Source organism: Pseudomonas sp. zfem005, assembly GCF_032621735.1.
In the GTDB taxonomy this organism is placed as follows: domain Bacteria; phylum Pseudomonadota; class Gammaproteobacteria; order Pseudomonadales; family Pseudomonadaceae; genus Metapseudomonas; species Metapseudomonas solani.
On record NZ_JAVYJE010000003.1, the window covers coordinates 375179 to 391024 of the forward strand.

Consider the following 15846-nt stretch of genomic DNA (forward strand, 5'->3'; position numbering starts at 1 on the left):
GCTCTCCCCTGCCCATGTCAGCCGGCCCTGCGCCGGATGAGCGCGCTGCCTTTATTGCCGACAGTTTTATGGCACTCGCTTTTGATGTCGAGACCCAAAGCAAGCATGGTGCCAACCCGTTGAAATGCAAGGCGGGTCGGCAAGGGGTCAAGCGACGGCGGGCCACCACGCGCCTGGCGCCCGGTGGCGGGGTCAGTTGAGGAAGTTGAACAGGCTCAGGCCGCTGATCTTCACGTAACTCTGCTGTGCCGCCTGGAGGATGGTGGACTGCATGGTCAGGCGCGACAGGGCCTCGGCGTAGTCGAGGTCCTCGAGGGAGGATTGCACCGACTTGTTCACCAGGCTCACGTCATCGACGAAGCCCTCGGTGGTGTCCAGGGTGTTGAGGCGCGCACCCACCGAACCCTGCACGCCCAGCACCTTGGTGTTGACCGCGTCGAGGTTGGAAGTGGCCACTGCCACGGCGTCGCGGATCTGGCGGTTGCCCTCGGGGGTGTCCGCGGAGGACTGCAGCGCCTTGCGCAGGTCCGAAACCACATTGAGCAGGCTGCGCTTCTCGGCGTCCGGCTTGCGGTTGACGGAGAAGTCGTCACCGGCGACGGGAGTGCCGTCGATCTGCACCTTCACCCCCCCATAGGTGATGAAGTCGGAGGTCTGCGAGTTGGTGTCCAAGGCCCCGGTGGCCAGCTGCCCGGCGGGCGGCGTGGCGGGGTTGTAGGTGTTCCAGTCATAGCCCACCGGCAGGGTGGCCGGGTCGTAGACCACGTAGCGCTGGGAATCGAGGAAGTGGATGCCGATCGCATCGGTCGCCGCCGGCGGGTTGCTGGCGGGGAACACGGTGTCGTAGTCGGTCTTGTCGATCACCAGGCCCTGGGAAATGCTCGCGGTGCTGCCGGTGCCGGTCGCCCCCTTCGAGGTGGTCACGCGGTTGGCGTTGAACACGTTCTCGAACAGGTCCTTGCCGTTGTCGCCCAGGGCCAGGAAGGTGCTACTCGCTACCTGAACTTCGCGGCGGCCTTCGTCGCCCTGGTAGCTGTAGGTGCCATCGGCGTTACGCACGAAAGGCTGGGTGTCGGCCTGGGAGCCGGAGAACAGGTACTTGCCGCTGGCGTCCTTGCTGTTGAGCAGGCTCATCAGCTCGTCTTCACGCTGTTGCAACTCGGTGCCCAGGGAGGCCTTGTCGGTGGCGTCCAGGGCGCCGTCGCCCGCCTCCACGGCAATCTCGCGGATGCGCTGCATCACGTTGCCGACGGAAGTGAGGATGCTCTCTTCGGAGTTCAAGCTGTTCTTCGCGGCGGTGATGTTGGACTTGTACTGGCCGTTGAGCGCCTCTTCCTGGCTCAATTGCAGCAGGCGCACCGAGGCCACCGGATCGTCGGCAGGCGTAAGGATGCGCTTGCCGGTACTGATCTGTTCCTGGGTCCGGGTCACGTTCCCGTAGTTCTTCTGCAAGCCCGCGACCTGGTTGTTGAAAGCCTGGATAGTCGAGATTCTCATTTCACATCAGCCTTTAGTTGAAGGCGCCGATCAATGTATCGAACAACGCGCGCGCAACTTGAATGACCTGAGCGTTGGCATTGTAGTACTGCTGGAACTGGATCAGGCTCGCCGCCTCTTCGTCCAGGTTCACGCCCGAGAGCGAGTCGCGGTTCTCCTGCGCCTGCTTCAGCACCGCTTCGCCGGCATCGGCATTGACCCGCACCTGGGCGGTCAGCGAACCGACCCGCTCGACGAGCCCGCTGTAGGCGTCGGTGTAGGTGGCGCCGGTGCTGCCGTTGCCGACCACCGGCTTGGTCTGTAGGCCGACCAGGGCCAGGGCGTTGCGGTTATCACCGGTGCCCTTGTTGTTGAACGCCAGGTTGAAGCTGTCGCCGCTCTGCGGCGTGCCACCCATGGTGAATTCGTAGGTGTAGCTGTTATTGGTCGACGGGTCGGTGTAGTTCAGCCGCAGGGTGTTGGTCTGCCCCGGGGTCAGCGCGGTGGTCGAAGGCGAGACGTAGCTCAGGGTCGCGCCGGCCGGCAGGGTACCGTTGAGGGTGTTGGTGGCGGCATCGAAGGTCAGCGAAATGCCGTTGGCGCCGAACAGGTCCTGCAGGTCGGTGATGTCGATGGGCGACGGCCCGCTGACCAGCCCGGGCTGGCCGATGGTGCCCGTGCCCCGGTTGTTGGTGGTCGCCTCGGCCCGCGCCGAGCCGGAGAAGGCCAGCTGGTCGGACGACTTCAGCGTGCTCTCGAAATCCGTGGCGCCGCGCCGGGTCGGCTGCAGGGTGAAACGATCGTTGGCCGCCGGCAGGGTGCTCATCTGCACCTGGAAGCCCTGACTGTTGCCCGCCGCATCGGCGAAGCTCAGTGTGTACGGCCCGGTACCGGTCACCGAGACAGTCATCGGCGCGTTGTCGGACAGGCGCGTGGCGGTGAAGTTGGTGCCGTCGTAATCCAGTCGGTAGTCGCTGGTGCCCAGCTTGCTGGTATCGGTGATGTTCAGCGCCGCGCTGGCGGTGCCGGTGTTGTTGACGTTCGACAGCACCCGCAGCGAGGCGTCCTGGGGGTCGTTGATGTTGCCAAATAGTGGGCTGCCGGCGCGACCGGCGGAGTCCAGGCCCTGCCCCAGCTGCTTGTTGATGGTGTCGGAGATGGTGATCGCCAACTGGCCAAGGCTGTTGTACGACTGGTCCAGCGTGGTATCGCGGTAGGCCAATAGGCCGCCCATCTCGCCGCCGGAAATCTGCGTGGTAATGGTTTGCGACACACCGCCGGTGACCAGGTCGATCTGGTAGCGCGACGGGTCGTCGACACCGGGCTTGGCGCGCAGCGTGGAGGCGGTGTTGCCCACCACCAGGGGCTGGCCGGTGCCGACGAAGAGGCTGACGCTGCCGTCGTTCTGCTCCAGGGTCTTGACCCCGATCATTTCGGAAATCTGGCGGATGGTTTCTTCGCGGGCGTCCAGCAGGTCGTTGGGCTCGGCGCCACTGGCGCGGGCCTTGGCGATGGCATCGTTGTAGTTGGCCACGTTGGCCGCCAGGGAATTGACCTGAGTGGTCAGCGCGCCGAGCTGGTCGTTGATCTGGCTGTTCTGCTTGTCCAGCTGGTCGTAGAGCGTGTTGAAAGCGTCTTCCAGCCCCTTGGCCTGGGACAGCACCGCCTCGCGTGCGGCCACCGAGGATGGGTCCTGGGACGCGGTCTGCAGCGAGGTGAAGAAACTCTTCAACGCCGGACTGATGCCGGTGGTGGTGTTGGACAACAGGCCGTCGAGCTGTTCGATCTGGCTCTTGAAGGTCTGCAGCTCACTGTTCTGGCTGGTGGCAGTGCGCAATTGCGAGGTAAGGAATTCACTGGCCAGCCGGCGCACGTCGACCACCTGGCTGCCGGAGCCGATGTAGCCGCCGCCGGTGAACTGCGGGACGTTGGTCTGCTGCACCGCCTGCTGCCGCGAGTAGCCGGGGGTGTTCACGTTGCTGATGTTGTGTCCGGTCACCGTCAGGGCGGTCTGCGAGGTACGCAGGCCCGACAGTCCGATGGATAACAGGTCAGCCATGTCTCATCCTCATGAACGCGGCACCACCGCATCGCCCGCCGCTACAGCCTGATAGGTCTGCATCTGCCGGGCGATCTGGGCGACCTTGCGCGCGTACTGCGGGTCGGTCGCGTAGCCGGCCTGCTGCAGTTCGCGGACGAATCGCTCAGGCTTGTCGGTTACTTCCAGTGCCTCTGAATATCGATCGTTCCCCTGCAGAAAGTTCACATAATCGTGAAAGCTCTGCTGATAGGAGTCGTATGCGCGGAACGATGCCGCTTCCTTGACGGCCTGGCCGTCCTTGAATTCGGTGGTCAGGGCGCGGGCCGACTGGCCGTCCCAGCCGTGGGACTTGATGCCGAACAGGTTGTGGCTGCTGCTGCCGTCCTGCTGACGGATGATCGACTTGCCCCAGCCGGTCTCCAGGGCTGCCTGGGCCACCAGGTAGCGCGGATCGACGCCGATGCTCTTCGCCGCTTCCTGGGCCATGGGCAGCATGGTGTCGATGAATTCCTGGGGCGAACGGAAGGCCGACTTGCCGGGTGCCAGCGGCGGCTGGGCGATACGCCGGCCAAGTACCGCGTCGGTGCCATCCACCCGCGTGGCGCCGCTCTCGGGCGCGCCATAGGACTTGGCCGGCACCCAGTCGGCACCCGCCAGGGCCTGGTTCTGCGCAGTGGCTGCCTGGGCCGCCGCACCCTCCCCGGCGCTGGCGGACGGCACGATGCCGGCCAGCAGGCGGTCGGTGAGCTTGCCCGGCAGGCTGATGCGGCGCATGGCCAACATCTTGGAGTCATCACGCCCCTCGGCCGGCGCTTCGAGCTTGCTGCCCTTCTGCGGCCAGCTGATGCCGTTGGTCTCGGCCACCTGGGCGAAGGGGTTGGGCCCGGTGGACTTGGATGCGCCCTTGTTCTTCGACAGCTGGCGGGTAAGCACGTCGGACAGGCCGATGCCTTGCCCCTTGGAGATGGTCACGGCCAGTTGCTGGTCGTACATGTCCTGGTAGGTCTTGCTCTCGTTGCTGTTGAGGAAGTTGCCCTCGGCGAACACCTCGTTGGCCGAGCGCATGGCCTTCATCATTTCGTTGAGGAACAGCGACTCGAACTCCTGGGCGACCTTCTTGATGTTCTCGTCACTGTCCCGGCCCTTGCCCACCTTGAATTGGGCCATGCGGTTGAGGTCGGTGTAGGCGCCCGAGTCGACGGGGCTGGAGCCCCCGAGGCCGGCAGAAAACTTGGAGTCCATGGTCGCCTCCTCAGATCACGATCAGGTCGGCCTGGAGGGCGCCAGCTTGCTTCAGCGCCTCGAGGATGGCCATCAGGTCGGAAGGGGCCGCGCCCACCTGGTTCACCGCGCGGACGATCTCGTCCAGGGTGGTACCGGGGCCGAACTTGAACATCGGCTTGGCCTCCTGGTCGGCTTTGACCTTGGAGCGCGGCACCACGGCGGTCTGCCCGCCGGACAGGGCACCGGGCTGGCTGACGATCGGGTCTTCGGTGATGGTCACGGTCAGGCTGCCGTGGGTGACGGCGGCTGGCTGCACCCTGACGTTCTGGCCGATGACGATGGTGCCGGTACGCGAATTGATGATGACCTTGGCCACCGCCTGGCCGGCCTCCACTTCGAGGTTTTCCAGCACCGACATGTAGTCGACGCGCTGGCTCGGGTCCATGGGCGCGGTGACGCGGACCGAGCCGCCGTCCAGGGCCTGGGCGACGCCCGGGCCAAGCAGCTCGTTGAGCTTGTCGACGATGTTCTTGGCGGTGGTGAAGTCCGGGCGGTTGAGGTTCAGGGTCAGGTAGTTGCCCTGGTCGAAGCCGCTGGGCACCGGGCGCTCGACCGTGGCGCCGGCAGGAATGCGGCCGGATGACGGAACGTTGACGGTGATCTTCGAGCCGTCGCTGCCCTCGGCATCGAAGCCGCCCACCACCAGGTTGCCCTGGGCGATGGCGTAGACGTTGCCGTCGATGCCTTTCATCGGCGCCATCAGCAGGCTGCCGCCGCGCAGGCTCTTGGCGTTGCCGATGGAGGAGATGGTGACGTCGATGGCCTGGCCCGGCTTGGCGAAGGGCGGCAGGTCGGCGTGGATGGACACCGCCGCGACGTTCTTCAGCTGCACGTTGCCGGAGCCGGCCGGCACCTTGATGCCGAACTGCGCCAGCATGTTGTTGAAGGTCTGCAGGGTGAAGGGCGTCTGGGTGGTCTGGTCGCCGGTACCGTTGAGGCCCACCACCAGGCCGTAGCCGATCAACTGGTTGTTACGCACGCCCTGAATGCTCGCCAGGTCCTTCAGGCGTTCGGCATGAACGGCCGTGGCGGCGAGCAACAGGCAAAGGGCAGCGGTCAGTCGTTTCATCTTCGCAATCACCTGCTCAGAACGGCCACAGGGGGCTCATGAAGAAGCGGTCGAACCATCCTGGCTGGCTGGCATCGGCGAAGGCGCCGGTGCCGGAATAGGTGATGCGCGCATCGGCGATGCGGTTGGAGGAGACGCTGTTGTCGGTGCCGATGTCATCGGCGCGGACCAGGCCGGCGATGCGCACCAGCTCGTCGCCGGTATTGAGGGTCATCCATTTCTCGCCACGTACGGCGAGGATGCCGTTGGGCAGCACTTCGGAGACGGTGACGGTGATCGAGCCGCTGAGGCTGTTGCTCTGCCCCGCCTGGGAGTTGCCGCTGGTGTCGCGCGTGCCGCTGTAGCCGACGTCCATGGACAGGTTCTCCGCCTTGAGCGGGTTGAGGCCGGTGCTGGGGTTGTCGACCCGCACGCCGCCGCCGAACAACGAGGTCAGCCCGAGGTTGGCGGTGCTGTCCTTCTTGATCTGCGAGGTGGCGTTCTTGCTGGCCTGGGTGCGCTCGTTGAGGGTGATGGTGATGATGTCACCCACACGATACGCCTTGCGGTCGTCGTAGAGGTTGGTTTCGAAGCCGGCCTGATAAATGGAGCCGTTGTTCTGCGCGGCGGGCATGGGCGTGCGCGGCAGGACAGGGGCGTAGTAGGGATCGTTCGGTTTGGCGGCCGGCGCGACGCACCCGGTGAGCAGGTGGGCGGCGAGCAGCGAGACAGGAAGGATCAGCCGGTTCATGACAACTTACCTCGGGGGTATTACAGGTTCTGCGAGAGGAAACCAAGCATGGAGTCGGCCGTGGAGATGACCTTGGAGTTCATCTCGTAGGCGCGCTGGGTGGTGATCATATTCACCAGCTCCTCGACCACGCTGACGTTGGAGTTTTCCAGGGTGTTCTGCAGCACATTGCCCAGGCCGGTCAGGCCCGGGGTACCGACTTGCGGAGCGCCGCTGGAAGCGGTCTCCAGGAACAGGTTGTTGCCGATGGCCTGCAGGCCGCCGTAGTTGACGAAGTCGGCGGTCTGGATGTTGCCGATCACCTGGGGCGTGGGGTTGCCGAAGGTGGTCACCGACGCGGTGCCGTCCTCGCCCACGGTGAAGGTCTGCACTTCGGCCGGCAGCACGATGGCCGGCTCCAGGGCATAGCCCTGGGAGGTGACGACCTGGCCGTCGGAGTTCAGGTGGAAGCTGCCGTCACGGGTATAGGCGACGGTGCCATCCGGCATCAGGATCTGGAAGAAGCCGCGGCCGTTCACCGCCAGGTCCAGCGGCTGCTCGGTGGTCTGCAGGCTGCCCTGGGTGAAGATCTTCTGGGTGCCGGCGATGCGCACACCGGTACCCAGCTGCAGGCCGGTGGGCAGTTCGCTGTCCTGGCTGCTCTGGGCGCCGGGTTGACGGCGGATCTGGTACAGCAGGTCCTCGAACTCGGCGCGATCACGCTTGAAGCCCGTGGTCGACACGTTCGCCAGGTTGTTGGAAATGGTGGTCAGGTTCATGTCCTGAGCCGCGAGGCCCGTCTTGCTGACCCAGAGTGCCGGAAGCATCTTCGTTCTCCTCGGGCGCCGGTTTCATGGCGCCGCGTACTGGTAATTAGCTGAGTTGCATGACCCGTGCCATCGCCGAAGCATCGTCTTCGGCGGTGCGCATCATCTTCACGTGCAGTTCGAACTGGCGGGACAGCGAGAGGATCGCGGTCATCTCTTCCACGGCATTGACGTTGCTGCCCTCGAGGAAGCCGGAGGTGACCTGGACGTTGCCGTCCACGCCGGCCGGCTGGCCGCTCTTCAGGCGGATCAGGCCGTCGGTGCCCTTCTCCAACTGCTTGGGATCGGGGTTGACCAGCTTGATGCGGTCGACCTCGGCCATCACGTTGGGGGCCTCGCCCAGGGCACGGATGCTGATGGTGCCGTCGGCGCCGATCTCCACCTTCTGCTCCGGGGGAATGGCGATGGGGCCGGCATTGCCGATCACCGGCAAGCCGTTGCCGGTGCGCAGCTGGCCGAGGGCATCCACCTGCAGGCTGGCGGTGCGCACATAGGCTTCGCTGCCATTGGCGGATTGCACGGCGATCCAGCCCTGGCCGCCGATGGCGATGTCCATGTCACGACCGGTCTCCTGCATGGGGCCGGGGGTGAAGTCGGTGCCGGGGCGCTCGCTCATGGCGTAGACCCGCGCCGGGAAGGTTTCGCCGAACACGGGCATCGAGCGCGCCTGTTCGTAGTCGCGACGAAAGCCGGTGGTGGAAATGTTCGCCAGGTTGTTGGCGTGGGCACGCTGGGCCAGGGTGTTCTGGCTGGCGCCTGTCATGGAGACGTACAGCATCTTGTCCATGGGGTTCTCCGAGTGGGCTTTTGACGCCCGCTGACTCTTTGCAGGCTATTCAGCAATTGCTGTGCCATAACTCGAAAAACAACCACAAGACACTGATTACAAAGGAAAAACAGAAAAGAAAAAGGCCCGAGCAAAGGGCCTTCGAATGCCGTGGCGGCGAGGGGCTGCCGCCAGCGGCAAGGTCTTTGCCGCCCGATGAGCCGGGCGGCAAACACCACTCAACGCAGGTTGATGATGGTCTGGGTGACCGCGTTCTCGGTCTCGATGGTCTTGGCGTTGGCCTGGTAGTTGCGCTGCGCCACGATCAGGTCGACCAGCTCGGTGGAGATGTCCACGTTGGACGCCTCCAGGGCACCGGACTGCAGCGCGCCCAGGGTGCCGGAACGCGGGGTGCCGATCACCGGCTCGCCGGACTCCGACGATTGCACCCAGGAGGTCTTGCCCACCGGGGTGAGGCCCTGGACGTTAGCGAAGTTGGCCAGCACCACCTGGCCCTGGATCTTCGACTGGCCGTTGGTGTAGCGGGCGAAGATGTTGCCCTCGTCGTCGATCTCCAGGCCCGACAGCTGGCCGGTGGTGTAGCCGTCCTGGGCGACCTTGGTCACCGCGAAGGCGTTGGAGAACTGGGTCGAGCCGCGGATATCGAAGCTGATGGTCGGCGCGGCAGCAGCACCGTTGGCGCTCCATACCGGCGGCGTGGCGCCATTGGACTGCGCCGGCACCCAGCCGGTGATGCCCAGGGTGCCGTCGGCATTGACCGCAAAGCCACCGGTGTTGGTGAAGGTGCTGGTGTCGAGCTGGCCGGAGGTGGTGAAGCCCACGGTGGTGCTCATCGGCGCGGCGCTGGCCGGGTTGGTCGGGCTACGGCCGTCGATCAGCACGTTCATGGTCCAGGTGTTGACCGGGGTGGCCGCCTTGACGAAGTACTGGGTCATGACGTGGGCGTTGCCCTGGGCGTCATAGATGTTCACCGAGGTCGACGAGTTGTAGGTGGTCGGGTCGGCCGGGTCGAACGGCGTCTTGGTGGGCACCGTGTTGGTGGAGTTCAGGTTGAACGGCTGGGTAATGGTGGTGGTGGCCTTGGGCTGCTGGTTGTTGGTCTGGATCACCAGATCGCCCACTACGCCGCTTTGCAGCGCACCGTTGGCATCCACCGAGTAGCCCTGCAGGCGATAGCCGTTGTTGTCGACGATATTGCCGTTCTTGTCGGTGCCGAAGTAGCCGGCACGGGTGTAGCTGATGGCGCCGTTGTTGCTGGTGATGAAGAAGCCGTTGCCGTTCACCGCCAGGTCCAGGGCGTTCTCGGTGTAGTCGATGGTGCCCTGGTTGTAGAGCTGGGCGACGTTGCCCAGCAGCACGCCGCTGCCGATGGTCTTGCTACCGGAGCCGAGCACGGACGCCGAGTACAGGTCCTGGAATTCGCCACGGGACTGCTTGAAGCCCACGGTGCCGGCGTTGGCGATGTTGTTGCCAGTGATATTGAGGTCACTGGAGGCGGCGCGGATGCCGCTGAGTCCGATATTGAAAGACATGGGATGCTCCTGTAACGCCGGCGCCGCCGACGATTATTGACCGATGACCTTGACCTTGGAGAGTGCGACGCTGCCCAGCCCGGCGAGGTTGAGCGTCATCTCGCCGCCATTCAGGCCGAGGGTGACGCTGTCCACGTTCGCCGGCAGGTTGGTGGACATCGCCACCGTCTTGCCGTCGATGGCCGCCTCGGCCTGGAAGGTGTAGGTGCCGTTGGGTGCAACGGCTCCGCTCGAATCCTTGCCGTCCCACATGAAGCTGACCTGGCCGGCGCTCTGGGCGCCCAGGTTGATGCGGTTGACGGCGTTGCCCTTGCTGTCCAGCACGTTGACGTAGACGTTGGTGCTGGCGCCGGTGAGGTTGACGCTGCCCTTCATGGTCTCGCTGGTGTCCACCACCGCCTTGTTGGTGGTGACGATGACCTTGCGACCGACCAGGGACGAAGCCTGCAGCGCCTGGGATGACTGGGTGCTGGAAAGAATGGTGTTCACACTCTTGTTCAGGTTATCCAACCCCTCGACCGTACTGAACTGGGCCAACTGCGCCACGAACTCGCTGTTGGTCTGCGGGTCCAGCGGGTTCTGGTTATTCATCTGTGCCACCAGCAACTGAAGGAACTGGTCCTTGCCCAGTTCCTTGGACTTGGCGGTGTCCTTGAGTTTGTACTGGTCCAGTACCGAGGTACTGGTAGTGGCGCCTACGTCAACGCTCATCTGGTCGCTCCCTCACGCAATCACTGACCCAGGGTCAGCACGCGCTGCATCATCTGTTTGGCGGTGTTCATCATTTCGACGTTGGTCTGGAAGGCACGGCTGGCAGAAATCATGTCGGCCATCTCCTCCACCACGTTGACGTTGGGGTAGTACACGTAGCCGTCGGCGTTGGCGGCCGGATGGTTCGGCTCGTAGCGCGGGGTGAGCGCGCTCTGGTCTTCGATCACGCCCAGCACCTGCACGCCACGGCCGGATTCGTCTTCGCCGGCGAACAGCGAGCTGCTGCCACTGCCGCTCTCGCTGTTGAGCTGGCTCTGGAACATGGTGGCGAACACCGGGTGGCGAGCGCGGTAGGTCTGGTTGAGGCTGGAGGACACCGTCTCGGCGTTGGCGATGTTGCTGGAGATGGTGTTCAGGCGAGTGCTCTGAGCGCTCATCCCGGTGCCGGCAATGTTGAAGACGCTGGACAGTGACATGGTGGTGTTCTCCCTTATTCGCCGCGCAGGGCAGCGACCAGCCCTTTGAATTTGCTATTGAGCATCGTGAAGCTGGCCTGGAACTGCATGGAGTTCTCGGTGTAGGTCGATTGTTCCTGCTGCAGGTCGACGGTGTTCTGGTCGATCGAGGGCTGGAACGGAATCCGGTACTTCAGGCTTTCGTCGAACAGGCTGGCGCCTTCGGCAGCGATGTGACGCTGGTTGGTCAGGTTGGCATGGAAGGTGCCCTTGCTGTTCTCCACCTGCTGCTGGAGCACAGCCTTGAAGTCCAGGTCACGCGCCTTGTAGTTGGGCGTGTCGGCGTTGGCGATGTTGTTGGCCAGCACTTCGGCACGCTGGGTGCGGAAGCTGAGGGCCTTTTCATGGATGCCGAGGGCGCTTTCGAAGCTGATGCTCATGTCTCTAACCTTTGCCGGCTGGCAATGTCGGTTTACCTGCATGACATTCAGCAAAGGCTGTGCCAACTTTTAAATCCCTTTATTTTCAATGGCTTGAGATAAATCCTCGCAGCAATCGAGGCGGCAACGGCAAGGCATTACCGCTTTTGCCGGTGCCGGCGGCAACGCGGACGAGCGGTCTTGCCGCTGAGCGGCAATGGCCGGCAGCGGTGATTGCCGCCCCGCCCTCTCCTTTCATCTGCGTGGTCTAGGCTTTGGTTTCCGTCTGGCGGCAGCCGCTGTGCAACGCCGCCATCGCCCCTTGATCGACGAACCCGAGGAGATCGAAATGCCCATCGAAAAAGCCCTGTATCGCGCCTACGCCGAAGCCTACGGTGGCCGTGAAGGCCGTGCCGTATCGTCCGATGGAGTACTGGATGTGAAACTCACCACGCCCAAGGAGCTGGGTGGCGCGGGCGGCGAAGGAACCAACCCGGAGCAGCTGTTCGCCGCCGGCTACTCGGCGTGCTTCCTCGGCGCCATCAAGTTCGTCGCCGGCAAGCAGAAGGTCAGCCTGCCGGACGACGCCTCCATCGAAGGCATAGTCGGCATCGGCACCCTGCCCACCGGCTTCGGCATCGAAGTGGAACTGCGCATCTCCCTGCCCGGCATCGACAAGGCCGTGGCCCAGGACCTGGTCGACAAGGCCCATGTGGTCTGCCCCTACTCCAACGCCACCCAGGGCAATATCAAGGTCACCCGCACACTGGTTTGAGCCCGCCCGCAGGCAAATGAAGCAGGCCAATAAAAAGGGAGGCTTTCGCCTCCCTTTCCCATGTCGCGCTACCCGGTCATTTGACCTTGTAGATGATCCCCGGGCTGCACTGCACCATCTGGTACAGCTCCGGCAGGCCATTGAGCGCCTCGGACGCACCGAGGAACAGATAGCCACCGGGCTTCAGCGTCGCGTGGATGCGCGTGAGGATGTCCTTCTTCACCTCGGCGGAGAAGTAGATCAGCACGTTGCGGCAGAACACGATGTCGAACTTGCCCAGCGCCGCGTAGCTGTCCAGCAGGTTCAGCGCACGGAACTCGACACGGTTGCGGATCGCCGGCTTGACCACCCAGCGCCCCGGCCCCTTGGGGTCGAAGTAGCGGGTCAGGCGCTCCTGGGAAAGCCCGCGCCCCATCGCCAGGCTGTCGTACTCGCCGGCCTTGCAGGCGGCGAGCATCGAGCTGGACAGGTCGGTGGCGACGATGCGCACGCCGGCCTTGAGCTGGCCGAGGTTGACCTTCTCGAACTCGTCGATCGCCATGGACAGGGAGAACGGCTCCTGCCCGGAGGAACTGGCGGCCGACCAGATGCGCAGCGGCTGGTTCGGCGAGGCCTTGATCATTTCCGGCAGCACCCGGCTCTTCAACACCTCGAAGGGATAGGTGTCGCGAAACCACAAGGTCTCGTTGGTGGTCATGGCATCGACGACCTGCTCGCGCAGGCCGCCACGCGGGGAACCCTGGATCTTCTGTATCAGCTCACCCAGCGACTTGATGCCGTTCTGTTCCATCAGCTTGTTAAGGCGGCTGGATACCAGGTACTGCTTGTTGCTTCCCAGCAGGATGCCGCAGGTTTTTTCCAGGAAGATCCGGAACTGCTCGAAATCCAAGTTACCTGAAGACACTAGGCCCGCCTCATTCATATCTATTTCCTGGGGGAATCATCCCTCAGCCGCCATCCGCGATTCTGATCCGCTCGATCACACGTGCAGCCAGGTCATCGGGTCGGAACTTGGCGAGGAAATCATCCGCGCCGACCTTCTTCACCATCGCCTGGTTGAACACGCCGGAAAGCGAAGTATGCAGGAGGATGTGCAGTTTCTGCATTCTCGCATCGCCTCGGATCTCCGCCGTCAACGTATAACCGTCCATTTCCGGCATCTCGATGTCGGAGATGATCATCAACAGCTCCTTCTCCGGCGCCTTGCCCTGCTCCACCAGGTCATGCAGGTAGTTGTATGCCTGCCGGCCATCGTTGAGCGCGGTGACCTCGACGCCGACGGTCTCCAGGCAACGGATCAGCTGCTTGCGGGCCACCGACGAGTCGTCGACGATCAGCACCCGCTTGGTCACGGCACTGGCTTGGGTGTTCTGGTCGATCACACCCTCGGAAATCACTTCGGAAGTCGGTGCGACCTCGGCGAGGATCTTCTCCACGTCGATGATCTCCACCAGGTTCTTGTCGACCCGGGTAACCGCGGTCAGGTAATGCTCACGACCGGTGCCCTTGGGTGGCGGATGGATCTCCTCCCAGTTCATGTTGACGATGCGCTCCACCGAGCGCACCAGGAACCCCTGCACCTTGGTGTTGTATTCCGTGATGATGACGAAGCTGTTCTTCAGGTCATCGAGGCCACGTCGACCGGTGGCCATGGCCAGGTCGAGAATCGGGATGGTGCCCCCACGGATATTGGCCACGCCGCGAACCACAGGGCTCGACTTGGGCATGATGGTGAGCTTGGGGCACTGCAGCACCTCCTTCACCTTGAACACGTTGATCCCGTATAGCTGGGTCCCATCCAGCCGGAACAGCAGCAACTCCAGCCGGTTCTGACCGACCAGTTGCGTACGCTGGTTAACCGAATCCAATACACCGGCCATGCCAGGACTCTCCCGTTATTAGCTTCAGCACGCTTCGCCTTAGAGTAGCAGGCGGCACGGGCCTTGCTTTTGATCTTGATATGAACGCTATGACGACGATTTTCCGACACACGATGGCACAACGCCGCCACCTTTTTAAGGTCGTTTTACCTGTTTTGTTCTGCCTCGGCCACAACAGCGCCTCGGCGGAGGAACTCACATCGCCCGAAGTCCTTATCGGCTCCACCCAAGGCTTTCTTGAGTTCACGGTGGAGGATTATCTGCAGACCAACAATATCCCCGGTCGTTACGACATCCAGATCAACCGGCTCGACCCCAGGTTGCGCCTGGCGGCCTGCGACAGGGAATTGACGGTCACACTCGAAAGCCCGGCACAACCCATCGGCCGGGTCACCGTCGGCGTGCGCTGCGAAGGCAGCACGCCATGGAGCGTCTACGTCCCCGCGCAGGTCCGGCTGTTCCGCGAAGTAATAGTAGTAGCCCGTCCGCTGCGCCGTGGGGCAGTCGTCAGTGCGGACGACTACAACCTGGTGGAACGCGAGGTGGGCCTGCTCAACCAGGGCTACCTGACCGACCCGGCACAGGTAGAGGGCTACAAGCTCACCCGTGCCGTGGTCGCCGACCAGGTGCTGGCACCGGTGCACCTGGAAATGGCCGAGGTGATCCGCAAGGGCGACCAGGTGGTGATCATCGCCAAGAGCACCAGCATCAGCGTGCGCATGCCCGGCGAGGCGCTCTCCGACGGCTCCCCCGGGCAGCAGATCAGGGTGCGCAACCTGCAGTCCAAGCGAGTGGTCAAGGCGCGGGTCACCGGGCCCGGCCAGGTCGAGGTGGCGATGTAACCTTGGTTAGGCACGAGTCTTGTATGCAAATACGCCATCTCGTGTAGAGTGCCGTTTCTACGTCGCTTCCGGGGGCCGGAAAAAAATCGGAAATTTGCCCTAAAGTTTATTTCCGCATGGCCGATAGCGTCGGTAAGCGTCCAAACACCCAGAGGTTTTGCATCATGGTCATCGACTTCAACCGGCTGAATAACGCCGCTACGCCGCCCGGTACGGGCCGTACGAGCAATGCCCAGTCCGGCGGCAAGAACGAAGCCGTCGCAGGCTCGACCACGACTCCGTCGCAAACGGCCAGTGCCGATGCGGCCAAGACCGCCAAGACCGGTGAAAACGTGCAGCTGAGCAGCGATGCGCAGAACCTGCAGAAAGCCACCGACAAACTGCGTGACCTGCCCACCGTGGACAAGGAACGCGTCGAAAAACTGAAACAGGCCATTGCCGACGGCTCCTATCAGGTAGACAGTCAGCGCGTGGCCAGCAAATTGCTCGACTTCGAATCCCAGCGCTAGTCTCAGGGCAGCGCTGGGGATATTGGACGCCCAATCCCCAGAGCCCGCGATGCAAGACACTATCCTGCTCGACCTGTTCACCCACGATATCGGCCACGCCCAGCAGTTGCTTGAGCTGATCGATACCGAATTCAAGGCCCTCACCGAGCGTGACCTGGGCCACCTCGAAAAAATCCTCGCCGACAAGCAGCCCCTGCTCGCCCTGCTCGATGCCCATGGCAAGCAGCGCACCGAAGCACTTGTGGCCCTTGGCCTCAGCGCCGACCGCACCGGCCTGCACACCCTCGCCGAAACCTCGCCACTGGGGGCCGATCTCATTGCCCGCAGCGAAGAACTGAGCGCCGTGCTCGAGCAGTGCCAGAACGCCAACCAGCGCAATGGCCGGCTGATTCGTGCGAACCAGGCCTCGGTTGGCAGCACCTTGGCGATTCTCCGCGGTCAGGATGCGCCCAGCCTCTATGACAGCCGTGGCGGTGCCGCTAAAATCCAGCGACAGCGCCCGCTTAGCCAGGCCTGATAACAACAACGGC

17 protein-coding genes are annotated in these 15846 nt (G+C 63.6%); 4 read left to right on the forward strand and 13 right to left on the reverse strand.

Going from position 1 to position 15846, the window contains the following annotated elements; all coding sequences use genetic code 11:
* Positions 1-192: 192 nt before the first annotated feature.
* From flgL to flgB, 11 genes are all read right to left on the reverse strand, one after another.
* On the reverse strand, positions 193-1497 hold the full coding sequence (flgL, locus tag RTW82_RS08535; RefSeq protein ID WP_043245566.1) for a flagellar hook-associated protein FlgL: 1305 nt from the start codon (positions 1495-1497) through the stop codon (positions 193-195).
* A 13-nt stretch (positions 1498-1510) separates the two neighbouring features.
* Positions 1511-3535 carry a flagellar hook-associated protein FlgK gene (gene flgK, locus RTW82_RS08540; RefSeq protein WP_316924831.1) on the reverse strand — a complete coding sequence of 675 codons (2025 nt, stop codon included), beginning with the start codon at positions 3533-3535 and terminating at the stop codon, positions 1511-1513.
* A gap of 9 nt (positions 3536-3544) precedes the next feature.
* The gene (gene flgJ, locus RTW82_RS08545; protein ID WP_316924832.1) at positions 3545-4759 is read right to left on the reverse strand and encodes a flagellar assembly peptidoglycan hydrolase FlgJ; all 1215 of its coding nucleotides are present in this window, start codon (positions 4757-4759) and stop codon (positions 3545-3547) included.
* A gap of 10 nt (positions 4760-4769) precedes the next feature.
* Entirely contained in the window at positions 4770-5879 is a 1110-nt protein-coding gene (locus tag RTW82_RS08550; RefSeq protein ID WP_371877142.1) for a flagellar basal body P-ring protein FlgI, read from the reverse strand.
* Positions 5880-5886: 7 nt separating this feature from the next.
* On the reverse strand, positions 5887-6600 hold the full coding sequence (gene flgH, locus RTW82_RS08555) for a flagellar basal body L-ring protein FlgH (RefSeq protein WP_021220622.1): 714 nt from the start codon (positions 6598-6600) through the stop codon (positions 5887-5889).
* Between the two features lie 20 nt (positions 6601-6620).
* Positions 6621-7406 carry a flagellar basal-body rod protein FlgG gene (gene flgG, locus RTW82_RS08560; RefSeq protein WP_021220623.1) on the reverse strand — a complete coding sequence of 262 codons (786 nt, stop codon included), beginning with the start codon at positions 7404-7406 and terminating at the stop codon, positions 6621-6623.
* 46 nt (positions 7407-7452) lie between these two features.
* Positions 7453-8193, reverse strand: a complete 741-nt coding sequence (locus RTW82_RS08565) for a flagellar basal body rod protein FlgF (protein ID WP_021220624.1) — start codon at positions 8191-8193, stop codon at positions 7453-7455.
* A 218-nt stretch (positions 8194-8411) separates the two neighbouring features.
* Positions 8412-9725, reverse strand: coding sequence for a flagellar hook protein FlgE (gene flgE / locus RTW82_RS08570; protein WP_043245564.1), 1314 nt, complete (start codon positions 9723-9725; stop codon positions 8412-8414).
* Between the two features lie 33 nt (positions 9726-9758).
* Positions 9759-10436: a flagellar hook assembly protein FlgD gene (flgD, locus tag RTW82_RS08575; protein ID WP_021220626.1), complete on the reverse strand. Its 678-nt coding sequence runs from the start codon at positions 10434-10436 to the stop codon at positions 9759-9761.
* A 20-nt stretch (positions 10437-10456) separates the two neighbouring features.
* Positions 10457-10912 (reverse strand): flagellar basal body rod protein FlgC, encoded by a 456-nt coding sequence (gene flgC, locus RTW82_RS08580; protein ID WP_021220627.1) that lies wholly within the window; start codon positions 10910-10912, stop codon positions 10457-10459.
* A gap of 14 nt (positions 10913-10926) precedes the next feature.
* The gene (flgB, locus tag RTW82_RS08585) at positions 10927-11331 is read right to left on the reverse strand and encodes a flagellar basal body rod protein FlgB (protein ID WP_043245562.1); all 405 of its coding nucleotides are present in this window, start codon (positions 11329-11331) and stop codon (positions 10927-10929) included.
* A 328-nt stretch (positions 11332-11659) separates the two neighbouring features.
* Between flgB and RTW82_RS08590 the strand changes: the two genes are divergently transcribed.
* Positions 11660-12085, forward strand: a complete 426-nt coding sequence (locus tag RTW82_RS08590; RefSeq protein WP_263402019.1) for an organic hydroperoxide resistance protein — start codon at positions 11660-11662, stop codon at positions 12083-12085.
* A 76-nt stretch (positions 12086-12161) separates the two neighbouring features.
* Here the strand turns inward: RTW82_RS08590 and cheR are convergent, their stop codons facing one another.
* Together cheR and RTW82_RS08600 are read right to left on the reverse strand one after the other, a co-directional pair.
* On the reverse strand, positions 12162-12989 hold the full coding sequence (cheR, locus tag RTW82_RS08595; protein WP_031288173.1) for a protein-glutamate O-methyltransferase CheR: 828 nt from the start codon (positions 12987-12989) through the stop codon (positions 12162-12164).
* A 43-nt stretch (positions 12990-13032) separates the two neighbouring features.
* Positions 13033-13965 carry a chemotaxis protein CheV gene (locus tag RTW82_RS08600; protein ID WP_021220631.1) on the reverse strand — a complete coding sequence of 311 codons (933 nt, stop codon included), beginning with the start codon at positions 13963-13965 and terminating at the stop codon, positions 13033-13035.
* A gap of 80 nt (positions 13966-14045) precedes the next feature.
* Here RTW82_RS08600 and flgA point away from each other — a divergent pair, with 80 nt between their 5' ends.
* From flgA to RTW82_RS08615, 3 genes are all read left to right on the forward strand, one after another.
* Positions 14046-14807, forward strand: a complete 762-nt coding sequence (flgA, locus tag RTW82_RS08605; RefSeq protein WP_043245561.1) for a flagellar basal body P-ring formation chaperone FlgA — start codon at positions 14046-14048, stop codon at positions 14805-14807.
* 164 nt (positions 14808-14971) lie between these two features.
* Positions 14972-15316 (forward strand): flagellar biosynthesis anti-sigma factor FlgM, encoded by a 345-nt coding sequence (flgM, locus tag RTW82_RS08610; protein WP_021220633.1) that lies wholly within the window; start codon positions 14972-14974, stop codon positions 15314-15316.
* Between the two features lie 49 nt (positions 15317-15365).
* Positions 15366-15833 (forward strand): flagella synthesis protein FlgN, encoded by a 468-nt coding sequence (locus tag RTW82_RS08615; protein ID WP_043245560.1) that lies wholly within the window; start codon positions 15366-15368, stop codon positions 15831-15833.
* The last annotated feature ends 13 nt before the right edge of the window (positions 15834-15846 follow it).

Bases quoted from the DNA above. Each gene is read 5' to 3' on its own strand.
- flgL (WP_043245566.1), bottom strand. From the start codon at position 1,497: ATGAGAATCTCGACTATCCAGGCTTTCAACAACCAGGTCGCGGGCTTG.
- flgK (WP_316924831.1), bottom strand. From the start codon at position 3,535: ATGGCTGACCTGTTATCCATCGGACTGTCGGGCCTGCGTACCTCGCAG.
- flgJ (WP_316924832.1), bottom strand. From the start codon at position 4,759: ATGGACTCCAAGTTTTCTGCCGGCCTCGGGGGCTCCAGCCCCGTCGAC.
- flgH (WP_021220622.1), bottom strand. From the start codon at position 6,600: ATGAACCGGCTGATCCTTCCTGTCTCGCTGCTCGCCGCCCACCTGCTC.
- flgG (WP_021220623.1), bottom strand. From the start codon at position 7,406: ATGCTTCCGGCACTCTGGGTCAGCAAGACGGGCCTCGCGGCTCAGGAC.
- RTW82_RS08565 (WP_021220624.1), bottom strand. From the start codon at position 8,193: ATGGACAAGATGCTGTACGTCTCCATGACAGGCGCCAGCCAGAACACC.
- flgE (WP_043245564.1), bottom strand. From the start codon at position 9,725: ATGTCTTTCAATATCGGACTCAGCGGCATCCGCGCCGCCTCCAGTGAC.
- flgD (WP_021220626.1), bottom strand. From the start codon at position 10,436: ATGAGCGTTGACGTAGGCGCCACTACCAGTACCTCGGTACTGGACCAG.
- flgC (WP_021220627.1), bottom strand. From the start codon at position 10,912: ATGTCACTGTCCAGCGTCTTCAACATTGCCGGCACCGGGATGAGCGCT.
- flgB (WP_043245562.1), bottom strand. From the start codon at position 11,331: ATGAGCATCAGCTTCGAAAGCGCCCTCGGCATCCATGAAAAGGCCCTC.
- RTW82_RS08590 (WP_263402019.1), top strand. From the start codon at position 11,660: ATGCCCATCGAAAAAGCCCTGTATCGCGCCTACGCCGAAGCCTACGGT.
- RTW82_RS08600 (WP_021220631.1), bottom strand. From the start codon at position 13,965: ATGGCCGGTGTATTGGATTCGGTTAACCAGCGTACGCAACTGGTCGGT.
- flgA (WP_043245561.1), top strand. From the start codon at position 14,046: ATGAACGCTATGACGACGATTTTCCGACACACGATGGCACAACGCCGC.
- flgM (WP_021220633.1), top strand. From the start codon at position 14,972: ATGGTCATCGACTTCAACCGGCTGAATAACGCCGCTACGCCGCCCGGT.
- RTW82_RS08615 (WP_043245560.1), top strand. From the start codon at position 15,366: ATGCAAGACACTATCCTGCTCGACCTGTTCACCCACGATATCGGCCAC.